This is a genomic window from Nocardioides sp., assembly GCF_014360585.1.
In the GTDB taxonomy this organism is placed as follows: domain Bacteria; phylum Actinomycetota; class Actinomycetes; order Propionibacteriales; family Nocardioidaceae; genus Nocardioides.
Map to the genome: position 1 here is coordinate 39,188 of NZ_JACIXG010000034.1, position 12,344 is coordinate 51,531.

12 protein-coding genes are annotated in these 12,344 nt (G+C 68.7%); 4 read left to right on the forward strand and 8 right to left on the reverse strand.

Annotated features, from left to right (window positions below; translation table 11 throughout):
• The first annotated feature begins 7 nt into the window (after positions 1–7).
• Positions 8–472, forward strand: a complete 465-nt coding sequence (locus tag H5T77_RS13180) for a carboxymuconolactone decarboxylase family protein (RefSeq protein WP_292649916.1) — start codon at positions 8–10, stop codon at positions 470–472.
• 15 nt (positions 473–487) lie between these two features.
• Here the strand turns inward: H5T77_RS13180 and pgm are convergent, their stop codons facing one another.
• Entirely contained in the window at positions 488–2,155 is a 1,668-nt protein-coding gene (gene pgm, locus H5T77_RS13185) for a phosphoglucomutase (alpha-D-glucose-1,6-bisphosphate-dependent) (protein WP_292649918.1), read from the reverse strand.
• A 38-nt stretch (positions 2,156–2,193) separates the two neighbouring features.
• On the opposite strand from pgm, the gene H5T77_RS13190 reads away from it, so the two are divergent.
• A complete protein-coding gene (locus tag H5T77_RS13190; protein WP_292649920.1) occupies positions 2,194–2,985 on the forward strand; it encodes a crotonase/enoyl-CoA hydratase family protein in 792 nt (263 codons plus the stop codon).
• On the opposite strand, the gene H5T77_RS13195 is transcribed toward H5T77_RS13190, so the two are convergent.
• The 3 genes from H5T77_RS13195 to H5T77_RS13205 all read right to left on the reverse strand — a co-directional run bounded on the left by H5T77_RS13195 (position 2,967) and on the right by H5T77_RS13205 (position 5,437).
• A complete protein-coding gene (locus H5T77_RS13195; RefSeq protein ID WP_292649921.1) occupies positions 2,967–3,758 on the reverse strand; it encodes a hypothetical protein in 792 nt (263 codons plus the stop codon). The two genes, H5T77_RS13190 and H5T77_RS13195, sit on opposite strands and share 19 nt — an antisense overlap.
• Before the next feature lie 69 nt (positions 3,759–3,827).
• Entirely contained in the window at positions 3,828–4,769 is a 942-nt protein-coding gene (locus H5T77_RS13200; protein WP_292649923.1) for an oxidoreductase, read from the reverse strand.
• 59 nt (positions 4,770–4,828) lie between these two features.
• On the reverse strand, positions 4,829–5,437 hold the full coding sequence (locus H5T77_RS13205) for a LysE/ArgO family amino acid transporter (RefSeq protein WP_292649925.1): 609 nt from the start codon (positions 5,435–5,437) through the stop codon (positions 4,829–4,831).
• Between the two features lie 74 nt (positions 5,438–5,511).
• Here H5T77_RS13205 and H5T77_RS13210 point away from each other — a divergent pair, with 74 nt between their 5' ends.
• Positions 5,512–6,441, forward strand: coding sequence for a LysR family transcriptional regulator ArgP (locus H5T77_RS13210; protein ID WP_292649927.1), 930 nt, complete (start codon positions 5,512–5,514; stop codon positions 6,439–6,441).
• Here H5T77_RS13210 and H5T77_RS13215 read toward each other — a convergent pair.
• The 3 genes from H5T77_RS13215 to H5T77_RS13225 form a co-directional block, all read right to left on the reverse strand.
• Positions 6,420–6,785, reverse strand: coding sequence for a DUF6458 family protein (locus tag H5T77_RS13215; RefSeq protein ID WP_292649929.1), 366 nt, complete (start codon positions 6,783–6,785; stop codon positions 6,420–6,422). The genes H5T77_RS13210 and H5T77_RS13215 overlap by 22 nt on opposite strands.
• A gap of 85 nt (positions 6,786–6,870) precedes the next feature.
• On the reverse strand, positions 6,871–8,094 hold the full coding sequence (locus H5T77_RS13220; protein ID WP_292649931.1) for an MFS transporter: 1,224 nt from the start codon (positions 8,092–8,094) through the stop codon (positions 6,871–6,873).
• Positions 8,095–8,193: 99 nt separating this feature from the next.
• Positions 8,194–10,047, reverse strand: coding sequence for an acyl-CoA dehydrogenase (locus H5T77_RS13225; protein ID WP_292649933.1), 1,854 nt, complete (start codon positions 10,045–10,047; stop codon positions 8,194–8,196).
• Positions 10,048–10,246: 199 nt separating this feature from the next.
• On the opposite strand from H5T77_RS13225, the gene H5T77_RS13230 reads away from it, so the two are divergent.
• Entirely contained in the window at positions 10,247–10,699 is a 453-nt protein-coding gene (locus tag H5T77_RS13230; RefSeq protein WP_292649935.1) for a nuclear transport factor 2 family protein, read from the forward strand.
• A 131-nt stretch (positions 10,700–10,830) separates the two neighbouring features.
• On the opposite strand, the gene H5T77_RS13235 is transcribed toward H5T77_RS13230, so the two are convergent.
• Entirely contained in the window at positions 10,831–12,087 is a 1,257-nt protein-coding gene (locus H5T77_RS13235; RefSeq protein ID WP_292649937.1) for an ATP-binding protein, read from the reverse strand.
• Positions 12,088–12,344 lie beyond the last annotated feature (257 nt).

Genomic DNA, 12,344 nt, shown 5'->3' on the forward strand with positions numbered 1-12,344 from the left:
AGATGGCATGAGCAACCGAATGAAGAACCCAGCAGAAGTCATCCCGCAGGCATTCAAGGGCATCGGCAACCTCTTGGCCGCCGTGGCCGAGGGCGGCCTCCCCGAGACCACGACCGAGCTCGTCGCCATCCGGGTGAGCCAGCTCAACGGCTGCGCGGCCTGCCTCCAGGGACACGTCGCACGCATCCCGGACGTCGGCATTCCGATCGAGAAGATCGTCGGCCTGGCCGCCTTCCGTGAGTCGCCCTTCTTCGACGACGCGGAGAAGGCGGCCCTCGCTCTGGCCGACGCCGTCACCCGTCTCGCCGACTCCGAGGACGCCGTGCCCGACGAGCTATGGCGCGAGGTCACCAAGCACTACGACGAGAAGCAGACTGCCGCCCTGGTGCTCTGTATCGCCACCCACAACCTCTTCAACCGGGTCAACGTGACCGTGCGTGAGGACGCCGAGCACCCCTTCTGGCTCCGTTGATCCCTGGGCTGAGCGCTAGCTCAACGCCGCGGCGACGACCTCCTTGGCCTCCGCCTGGACGGCGGCCAGGTGGTCGGTGCCCCGGAACGACTCGGCGTAGATCTTGTAGACGTCCTCGGTCCCGCTCGGCCGGGCGGCGAACCAGGCCGACTCGGTGGTCACCTTCAGACCACCGATGGCCGCGCCGTTGCCGGGCGCCTCGGTGAGCTTGGCGGTGATCTCCTCACCGGCCAGGGTGGTGGCGGTGACGGCGTCGGGGGAGAGGGCGGCGAGCTTGGCCTTCTCCTCCCGCGTCGCGGGAGCGTCGATGCGGGCGTACGCCGGCTCCCCGTGGACGGCCACCAGCTCGGCGTAGCGCTCGGAGGGCGACTTCCCGGTGCGAGCCAGGATCTCGGAGGCGAGCAGGGCGAGGATGATGCCGTCCTTGTCGGTGGTCCAGACGGTGCCGTCGAAGCGCAGGAACGACGCGCCTGCCGACTCCTCGCCACCGAAGCCGAACGAGCCGTCGATCAGCCCCGGCACGAACCACTTGAATCCGACCGGGACCTCGACCAGCGGCTTCGCCAGTGCACCGGCGACCCGGTCGATCATCGAGGACGAGACCAGCGTCTTGCCGATCCGCGCGGTGGCCGGCCAGTCCGGCCGTGCGCCGCCGAAGAGGTGGTCGATCGCGACCGCGAGGAAGTGGTTGGGGTTCATCAGCCCGGCGTCGCGGGTGACGATCCCGTGCCGGTCGGAGTCGGCGTCGTTGCCGGTGGCGATGTCGAACTCCGGGGTGCGCTCCAGAAAGCGCACCAGCTCGGCCATCGCGCTCGGAGATGAGCAGTCCATCCGGATCTTGCCGTCCCAGTCGAGCGGCATGAAGCGCCAGGTCGGGTCGACCAGCTCGTTGACCACGTTGAGCTTGAGCTTGTGCCGCTCGGCGATCTCGGCCCAGTAGGCCACCGAGGCGCCACCGAGCGGATCCGCCGCGATCCGCACCCCCGACTCACGGATGGCGTTCAGGTCGACCACGTTGGGCAGGTCGTCGACATAGGAGCCCAGGAAGTCGTACGCCTCGGCCTTCCGTCGCGCGGCAGCGAACGGCACCCGCTTGACCCCGGCGAGCCCGGCCCGGATCAGCTCGTTGGCCCGCGCGGCGATGACCTTGGTCGCGTCGGAGTCGGCGGGGCCGCCGTGGGGCGGGTTGTACTTGAAGCCGCCGTCGGAGGGCGGGTTGTGGGACGGGGTCACCACGATCCCGTCGGCGAGGCCTGCGCCTCCGGAGGTCGAGCCTGTCGAGACCCGCCCGGCGTTGGCGCGGAGGATCGCGTGCGAGACCGCCGGGGTGGGCGTGTAGCCGTCGCGGTCATCGACCAGGACACGTACGTCGTTGGCGACCAGCACCTCCAGCGCGCTCGCCCAGGCGGGCTCGGAGAGGCCGTGGGTGTCGCGGCCGATGAACAGCGGCCCGTCGATCCCCTGCGAGGTCCGGTAGTCGACGATCGCCTGGGTCGTGGCCAGGATGTGGGTCTCGTTGAAGGCCGACTTGAGCGAGGACCCACGATGCCCGGAGGTGCCGAAGACGACCTGCTGGGCCGGATCGTCGGGGTCGGGCTGCAGGTTGTAGTAGGAGGCGACCAGGTGAGGTACGTCGACCAGGTCGGCAGGTGTAGCGAGCGTTCCAGCGCGAGGGTCAGCCATGTGTCCCATCATGCCTACTGCCCCGTACTGTTCTCCCCATGCCCCTCGTCACCACCGAAATCAACGACGGCATCGCCCAGGTGCGCCTCAACCGCCCTGACAAGCTCAACGCGCTGACGCTCGACCTGCTCCGGGAGCTGGTCGCCACCGCCAAGACGCTCAGCAAGAACCACGACCTGCGAGCGGTGGTCATCGCCGGTGAGGGAGACGCGTTCACCGCCGGTCTCGACTTCGCCTCGGTCCTGCGTGACCCGAAGAAGGTCGTCGGCGCGTTCCTGCCTGTCCCCTTCCGTGGCACCAACCTCTTCCAGGAGTCGGTCTGGGCCTGGCGTCGGCTGCCGGTCCCGGTGATCGCGGCCATCCACGGCCATTGCCTCGGCGGCGGCGTGCAGATCGCGCTCGGCGCCGACTTCCGCATCGCCGAGCCCGACTCGCAGTGGTCGGTCCTCGAGGGCAAGTGGGGCATCATCCCCGACATGACCGGCATCCGGTCGCTCTCCGAGGTCGTCGGCATCGACACCGCCAAGAAGCTCACCATGACCGCCGAGCAGTTCTCCGGCGAGCGTGCCTACGAGCTGGGCCTGGTCACCGAGCTCTCCGCCGACCCCGTGGCCACCGCCACCGCCTTCGCCCGCAGGCTCTCCGAGCGCTCCCCGGACCAGCTCGCCGCCGCCAAGCGCCTCTTCAACGACACCTGGTACGGCCCCATCAAGCGCACCTTCTCCTGCGAGCGCATCGAGCAGGTCCGTCTCCTCTTCGGAGAGAACACCAAGATCGCCCGTGAGGCTGCCTTCAAGCGCGAGAAGCCGACCTACAAGCCCCGCCGCTGACCCTCGTCCGCCGAGGCGTCACCCCCGTCGGGCGAGGCGTCACTCGCGTCGGGCGAGGCGTCATCCGCTGCCTTCTCGGCCTGCGGGAGGGACTTCTCGGCCGACGTACCTGACGCTTCGGCGTGCTTGCGGCGGCGCTTGATCTCGGCCTGGGCGAGGAAGAAGGCGAGGACGACGGGCCAGACGTACTTCAGGTGGTTCGCGACCCACTTGACCCATTCGGGGACCTGTACGTTCGGCAGGTCCGGCCAGGGGATCGCCGGCCACGGGATGCTGGGGAGGTCGGGGAGCGGCAGGTCGGGGAGGTCCGGCAGGTTCGGGAGCGGGAGGTCGATGTCCGGGAGCGAGATCCGGGCGACGATCCAGGCGACGACGATCGCGCCGACGATGCCAGCGAGCACGCCGCCGACGCCGCCGAGGGTCTCGATGAGCGCATAGCGCCTGGGATGCTCGATCACCCGGCGTTCGTACGCAGCGGCCCGTGACCCCGGCTCCGGAGTCAGGTCGACGCCGCCGACGCCGGTCAGTCCGGCCAGGCCTTCCTCAGGCGTGAAGTAGGTCGCGCGCCGCGGTGTGCCGAGCCCCGAGTGGATCACGAGCAGGCTCCCGTGGTCCTTGCTCTCGAGCCGAGCCCGGTCGTCGGCGGTCTTCCGGGTGAGGACCTCTTCGCCGTCCACGGCCCACACGAACGTACGGACGATCTCTCCGGTCACCTCGAGGTGATGGGTGTTCCCGGCGATCGTTCGCGACCAGATCTGGGCCTTCTTGCTCACCCTTCGAATCTAGAAGTCGGGGCACCGCGGCGGCATCGGCCGCAGGTAGCGACCGAAATCAGACTTTGGTCAGGGGTAGGACAGACCGGTGGTCTGCTCGGAGAGCTCCCACAGCGCTCGCGCCGCCTCCGGGTCGCGCGCGAGGCGAGACGCGGAGACCGGCTTCGGTAGGCCGCCACCCTCGAAGGCGCCGCTCGGACCGATGTACGTCGCGGGCTCGAGCCCTGGGTAGGTCGCCGCCATCAGAGCCGGCCAGGCGCCGGCCTCGGGGGTCTGCGCCGTCGCCCGGACGAATGCCTCGCCGATGCTCGCGATCGGCGCGGTCATGGTCCGGGCAGCCCCGTTCGCCATGAGGTGGGTGGCGGCGAGCCCCGGGTGGGCGGCGTACGCGGCGACCGGCAGTCCCACCTTCTCCAGGCGTCGCTGGAGCTCGAAGGTGAAGAGCAGGTTGGCGAGCTTCGACTGCGAGTAGACGCCCCACGGCGAATAGCGGCCGACCTGCGCCGTCGGGAAGCCGAGCGGTGCTTTGCGGGCGACCTTGTGCGCCATGCTGGCCATGGTCACGATCCGTCCTTCGCCGCTCTCGGCCAGCGGCTCGAGCAGCAGCCCGGTCAGCAGGAACGGCCCGAAGTGGTTGGTCGCCATCTGCAGGTCGAGGTCGTCCACGGTCCGCGACTGCGGCGTCGCCATCACCCCGGCGTTGTTGACCAGCAGATGGAGCGGGCCGCCGCCTTCGAAGGTCGCCGCCGCGATCGCCTCGGCCCCGGCCCGCACCGCCTGGAGCGAGGAGAGATCGAGGGCGACCCGGTCGAGCCGGGCGCCCGGAACGTCCTCGGTCAGCGCTTCAGCGGCCGCGTCGAGCTTCTCCCAGGACCGCCCCGCCAAGATCACACGCGCTCCCGCCGCGACGAGGCCACGCGCGACGAAATACCCGATCCCGCCCAGGGTCGGGCCGGTCACCACGGCGTTCTTGCCGGTCAGGTCGGGAATGTCGGAGGTCGTCCACGCCATGCGGCCACACTAGGCGGCCAGTCAACACAACGAACGCATTTGCTCCGCCGCCCGCCCCGTCAGCCCAGCCCGCCGAACGCGAGGCCGGCCGCGATCGCGATCATCGTGCACCCGATGAGAGTGTCCAGCACCTGCCACGCCCGTCGGCTGGCGAGCAACGGAGCGAGGAACCGGGCGCCGTACCCGAGCCCGGAGAACCACACGATGCTGGCCAGGCAGCCACCGATCGCGAACCCCCAGCGGGCCGATCCGTACGTCGCCGCGATCGACCCGTGGAGCACCAGCGTGTCGATGTAGACGTGTGGGTTGAGCCAGGTGAAGGCGGCAGCCTTGGCGACCACGCGGGGGAGCGTCTCGCGAGGTGTGTCCGTGGCATCCAGGGCCGCGGGTCGCAGCACCCGGCGGAACGAGCTGATGCCGTACCAGCCGAGGAACACCACCCCGAACCAGCGCAACATCTCCAGCGCCCACCCGGCGTGCGAGACGATCGCGCCCATCCCGCCGACGCCCGCACAGATCAGCACCAGGTCGGAGACCGCGCACACGCTCACCACGACCAGCACGTGCGAGCGCAGGATGCCCTGCCGCAGGACGTACGCGTTCTGCGACCCGAGGGCGACGATGAGGCTGAGCCCGGTCAGCAGGCCGGCGAGGATGGCGGTTATCACTCCGGCGACGCTAGAGCCCGGAAGATCTGCAGACCAGCGAAAGAATCTTACCGAAGATAAGCCACACTTAAGTCATGCCTCTCGACCCGACTCAGCTCGAGACCCTCGTCGTCATCGCCGAGGAAGGCACCTTCGACGCCGCTGCCCGACGCCTCCACATCACCCCGAGCGCTGTCAGCCAACGGATCCGCGCGCTCGAGCGTGCGGCGGGCCAGGTGCTGGTGCGGCGTACGACTCCCTGCACGCCCACCGAGGCCGGTGAGCCGCTGATCAGGCATGGACGTCAGCTCCGGCTGCTGCTCGCGGAGGCCGCCGCGACCCTGAACGCCGGCGACGACAGCGACAGCGGCGCCGTCGTCGACCTCTCGGTCGTGGTCAATGCGGACACCCTCGCGACCTGGTTCCGTCCGGTGCTCGACGAGGTCGCGACCTGGGACCGGACGGCACTGCGGATCACGGTGGAGGACCAGGGCTACTCGGCCGACGCGCTGCGCCGTGGCGAGGTGCTCGCCGCGGTCACCAGCGAGCCGAAGCCGGTCCAGGGCTGCACCGTCGAGCCGCTCGGCCGCCTCCGCTACACCCCGGGCGCGACCCCGGCCCTCGTCGAGCGCCACCGCCGGGGCAGAGGCATCGACTGGGGTGCGATGCCGATGATCGTCTACAACGAGAAGGACCATCTCCAGGACGAGGTGCTGGCTGCGCACGGCGCGACCCGGCCGCCGGTCGTCCACCGGGTCCCGAGCAGCCACGACTTCCACGAGGCCATCCGTCGCGGCCTCGGCTGGGGGATGCTCCTCGACGCGCAGGCCGAGGCCGACCTCGAGGAGGGTACGACGATCCCGCTTCCCGGCGCGAAGCCGATCGACATCCAGCTCTTCTGGCAGCGCTGGCGGCTGGACTCGATCGCCCTGGACGACCTGAGCGAGGCCGTACGCCGCGCTGCCCGGTCGCAGCTACGCCAGCCGCACGGCCGGCGAACCGGTCAGTCCCGGCCGCCGGGGTAGCCCCCGCCGTACTGCTGGCCAGGGTTCGGGCCGCCCTGCGGCGGCTGGCCCGCCGGCGGGTAGTGCCCCTGGGGCGGCGCCGGAGGGCCGGGAGGGTAGGGCCCCTGAGGGCCGCCACCGTAGGGTCCGGGGTCGTACTGACGGTGCTCCACCGCGGTCGTGTGCTGGGACCGGTTCACCGACAGCAGCACGCCGATCACGATCGCGAGAGCGCCGGCGATCACGAGGATCCAGCCGAGCGGCTCACTGGCGATCGCGTTGGCGACCGCGTCGGGCAGGTCCACAGCGCCGGTGAGCAGGATGAGTCCGAGGACCAGCAGGATGATCCCTAGGCCGATGGTCATGAAAGCTCCAGAGGTTGGGGTGGCGCCACGCTACCCAGCCGTTTCGAGCCCCCATACCGTCCCCCGCATCGCGGTCGACGGGCGTTCAGGCCGTACGCCGCGCCCCGGCCACCCCGCGAGCCGCGATCCCGAGCAGCACCAGCAGGAGTGCACCGAAGGCGAGCATCGCCGGGTCCGTGGCGACGTACTGCAACAGGATCCCCAGCAGCACCACCGGCACCGTGATCCCCAGATACGCCATCAGGAAGAGTCCGGCCAGCGCCTCTCCACGGCTGTCCGCCGGTGCCACCGAGATCACGGTGGCGATCGCCGCCTTGAACGACATCCCCCCGCCGGCCCCGGTGACGAGGGCCCCGACGACGAGCACCCAGAACGTGGCGGACAGGAGGGCGCCGATCACGAGGAGCAGTCCGGCGGCCAGCGCGAGCAGCCCGGCGACGTACAGCCTCCGGCGCGGCCAGCCCCCGGCCAGCACCTGGAAGAGCGCCGCGGCCCCGAAGATCGAGAACCCGACCGCGCCTGCGACGGCGTGCGATCGGATGTCCAGATCCTCGGCGAGGAACGACGGCACCAGCGAGGTGAAGAAGCCGAACATCGCGAACGTCACGAAGCTCGCCATCCCGGCCGCGAAGTAGGCGCCGCGCGCGTCCGCCGGCACCCGCACCCGCTGGGGCCGGTAGGTCCAGCCCGGCTGGTCGGTGTCGACCGTCTCCGGCGCCGCCACGACCGCCAGCAGCCCGAGCACCATCAGGGACGCGAAGACCGCGTACGGCGTGTAGAGCGGCTGCGGCGCCCATTCGGCCAGCGCACCGGCGACCAGCGGACCCAGCCCGAGGCCACCGACGTTGGCCGCGGTCGCGACCGCCTCGGCGCGCGTCGTCGAGGCCTCCGGGCGGCTACGCCGGTGCAGCTCGGCGAGATGGGCCGTCGCGGTCGCGGTCAGCATCCCGACGCCGAGACCGGACAGCAGCCGCGCCAGCAGCAGCCAGCCCAGCTCGTGGGTCGAGAGGAAGATCAGTGCGGAGAGCACGTTGAGCAGCACGGCCGGCACGACCACCCGCCGCCGCCCGAACCGGTCCGAGAGGTGGCCGGCGAGGAAGAGCGAGATCGCCACCCCCGCGCCGTACGTCGCGAACACCAGCGTGATCACGAACGAGCCCCAGCCCTGCTCGTCGACGTAGAAGACGTAGAGCGGTGCCGGCGCCGACGCGAAGCCCATCGTCACCGCGAACAGGAACGCCACCGACCAGAACCCGCGAGCGTGACGGACAGAGCTCGTACGCAGCCGGCGATCGGTCGAAGTGGTCACGTGACTTCTCAACCACTCCCGGTGTCCACATCATTCCGCCGGACGCACCACGGCCCGCCCGGAGAACCGGGCGGGCCGCAGCGTACGAGCGGATCAGAGTCAGAAAGCCGACTCGGGCAGATCCATGATCGAGTTGTCGATCGCCTCGGCGATGGCCCGCTCAGCGGTCAGCTTCGGCAGGTTGTAGGAGGCGAAGAACTTCGCGGCGGCGACCTTGCCGGTGTAGAAGTCCTTGTCCTTGCCCGGGTCACCCGCAAGGGCGGCAAGGGCGATCTCGGCCTGGCGCAGCAGCAGCCACGCGACCACGACGTCGCCGACGGCGAGCAGCAGGCGCGAGGTGTTCTGGGCGACCTTGTAGATGTTGGTGATCTCCTCCTGGGAGGCCATCAGGTCGTTGAACATGTGGCCGACCATCGCGTTGACGTCCTCGAGCGCGGTCGCGAGCAGGGCACGCGACTCCTTGAGCTCGGCGGAGCCCTCGGCGTCGAGGAAGGCCTGGATCTCACCGGCGACCTGGCCGAGCGCAGCACCCTGGTTCTTCACGATCTTGCGGAAGAAGAAGTCCTGGCCCTGGATCGCGGTGGTGCCCTCGTAGATCGAGTCGATCTTGGCGTCGCGGACGTACTGCTCGATCGGGTACTCCTGCAGGAAGCCCGACCCGCCGAAGGTCTGCAGCGACTCGGTGCCGAGCAGGGTCCAGGCGCGCTCGGAGCCGTAGCCCTTGACGATCGGCAGCAGCAGGTCGTTGACCGCGGCGGCCAGCTTGTTCTCGTCGGAGCCGTCCTCGGTGAGGATGACCTTCTCCTGCCACGAGGTCGTGTAGTAGACCAGCGCGCGCATGCCCTCGGCGAACGACTTCTGCACCAGCAGCGAGCGGCGCACGTCGGGGTGGTGGGTGATCGTGACGCGCGGGTCGGTCTTGGCGGCAGCGACCAGGTCGGCGCCCTGGACACGGGTCTTGGCGTACTCCAGCGCGTTCAGGTAGCCGGTCGACAGGGTCGCGATCGCCTTGGTGCCGACCATCATCCGAGCGTTCTCGATGACGTCGAACATCTGGCGGATGCCGTCGTGGACCTCGCCGAGCAGCCAGCCCTTGGCGGGCTCGCCGCCGCCGACCTGCGGGTCGCCGAAGGTGAGCTCGCAGGTGTTGGACACCTTGATGCCCATCTTGTGCTCGACGTTGGTGACGTACGCACCGTTGCGCTCGCCGGTGAGCTCACCGGTCTCGTGGTCGAAGTGGTACTTCGGCACGAGGAAGAGCGAGAGGCCCTTGGTGCCCGGGCCGCCGACGCCCTCGACGCCCTTCGGGCGGGCGAGGACGAGGTGCATGATGTTCTCCTGCAGGTCCGACTCGGCGCTGGTGATGAAGCGCTTGACGCCGGTGATGTTCCAGGAGCCGTCCTCGTTGGCGGTGGCGAAGGTCTTGCCGGCGCCGACGTCGGAGCCCGCGTCGGGCTCGGTCAGCACCATGGTGGAGCCCCACAGCTTCTCGACCATGATCTGGGCGATGCGCTTGTCGCGGTCGTTGCCGTTCTCGTAGACGACCTTCGAGAAGAACGGGCCGGCGGCGTACATCCAGATCGCCGGGTTGGCGCCGAGCAGCATCTCGGCGGTCGCCCACACGAGGGAGTTGGGCGCGGGCTGGCCGCCGATCTCCTCGGGCGTGTGCAGGCTCCAGAAGCCCGACTCCATCCACGCGTCGTAGGACTTCTTGAACGCGGCCGGGACCGGCGCGGTGTTGGTCTTGGGGTCGAAGACCGGCGGGTTGCGGTCGGCCTCGACGAACGACTCGGCGAGGTCCTCGCGCGAAAGACGGTCGACCTCGGCGAGGATCTCCTTAGCCGTGTCGACGTCCAGATCCGCGAAGGGTCCGGTGCCGAGCACCTTGTCGGTGCCGAAGACCTCGAACAGGTTGAACTCGATGTCGCGGAGATTGCTCTTGTAGTGGCTCACTGATCCACCTTCATAACCTTTGTCGGATGTACCAGTTGCGGGAGCGCCGGTCGGCACGCACTACTGGCGGGTAACATCAAGAATAGGGTCGCCTTCAAGGGGTGGCAAGCCCGGGTCTACTCATGAGTAGGGGCCTTGCTCACATTTGCTCGCGCTCGGCCGGTAGAACACGTTCCAGTTTCCGCGTACGATCTGCCTCATGATCTCCTCCGACGCCATCACCTGGAACGCCCCCGACGACGAGCACCCCGCACGTACGGCCGGACAGCGCTCCTATGCCGCCGTCGCCAAGGGTGACCTCGACGAGTGGCTGACGGTCTATGCCGAGGACTGCGTGCTCGAGGACCCGGTCGGGCCGTCGATGTTCGACCCCGAGGGCAAGGGCCACCACGGTCACGAGGGACTCAAGGCGTTCTGGGAGAAGGCGATCGCCACGGTCCACAAGTTCGAGTTCGAGATCAACGACTCCTTCGCCAACCCCGAGGGCAACACCTGCGCCAACATCGGCAAGATCAAGACCAGCTTCCCCGACGGCAGCTACACCACCACCGAGCTGATCATGGTCTACACCGTCAACGACGAGGGCCGCATCGCCTCCATGAAGGCCTTCTGGGAGCCTGAGCGCACCATGGCGTCGTTCACCTCTGCCTGATCCCGGCGCCATGACGTGGTTCGGGGCGATCCGGTCCATCTACCAATGACTTCTGGGCGGAAACGCCCCGGACTATCTCGCCTCGTCCGCGACTCACCGCGGTTCCCGATCGTGCTAGAAGGCCTCCCTGGTCACAGCTCCCAGAGGGCGGCGATCGGAAGTCCCCAGAGCCGCTGTCCGATCTGGACGCCGTGGTCGGCTGTGCCGAGGACGAAGCCGCCGGCGAACTGGTCCCCGAGTTTGTCTGCGAGGAATCTGAGCCCTTTAAAGTGTTCGGCCTTGTAGGTGCGTCCTGCTTTGACCTCGACACCGAGGATGCGTCGGTCGGGAAGTTCGATGATGAGGTCGACCTCGACCTTGTCGCGATCGCGGTAGTGGAACATCCGATAGCGGCTGTTGCTCCAGGTCTGCTGCTTGCGGAGTTCGGCGACGACGAGCCCTTCTGCGAGCGGTCCGAGGTGGTTGTTGTCGATCAGTGGTTGGAGGTCGGCGGGAGAGATCTGAGTCAGGTGCATGGCCAGAGCCGAGTCAGGGATGGTGACCTTGGGCCGACCGATCTCGCGGGACGTGAGGTTCGGTGTCCAGGGCGGCAGGTTGTCGGTGAGGAACAGGGTCTGCAGCGTGTCGAGATAGCCGGTGACTGTGCTTGCGGGGAGGTCCGCGGCGTCGGCGATCCGTTTCTTGACCAGCTCGCCGGACTGGTTGGCCGCGAGTAGGCGCAGAATGGAAACCATCCGTGTCGGCTCAACGCGCTGACGTACGTCTCGTGCGTCGAGTTGGACGATCCGCTGGAGATAGCTCTCCAGCCACTGGTCGCGTAGACGCGCGGAGAGACGGCGCAGTTCGGGGTAGCTGCCCGCGGCGAGAATGCGGATGTAGTCGTCACGGGTCGTCGGGGTTGTGAACGCTGCGGGTTCGGAGGATGTTGCGCGAAGGAACCAGTCGACGAAGCCTTCGCGTCGTCCGTTGGCCTCGCCTTGGCTCAGTCCGTGAAGGCGAAGCGAAATCGCGCGGCCGGCGAGGCTGTCGGGTGTGCGCTCCAACCGGAGCAGGTCGGCGGAACCTGTGAGGATGAACCGGGCGGGTCTGCGGGCGCGGTCAATGGCCGCCTTGATCGGCAGTAGGAGATCGGGCGCCCGCTGGATCTCGTCGATGACCAAGAGCCCGGTCTCGTTCTGGTTCACGAAACCTTCGGGGTCTATGCGGGCGAAGTCCCGAGCGGCACCGTCGTCGAGCGTGACGATCTGGGCATCATCGTGCTGGTCTGCGAGCATCGCTGCAAACGTGCTCTTGCCGACCTGCCGTGCGCCGTCGATGGTCAAGGCGGGAAAGGCGCTGAGGATCTCGGCTGCGATCTCGGTTGCGTTTCGGCTGATCAGACCACTCATGGCGAGCACCCTATCCGGCGAGTCGCACATTTGCGACGATCAACTCGACGATTTGCGAAGATCGAGTCGGACGTTTGCGACATGCGTCGTGGGCATTCGCGGACTGGTGCGATGTGGACTGGTCAGGCGACAGCGTGCTCGGCGATCCACTCGATCAGCGGACGTACGGCCCGCCAGTCCTTCTTCACCTCGTCGACCAGGTCGGGGGTGTGGATGATCGGCTCGAAGCCGATGGTGCGGCCGAGGTGGATCGACTT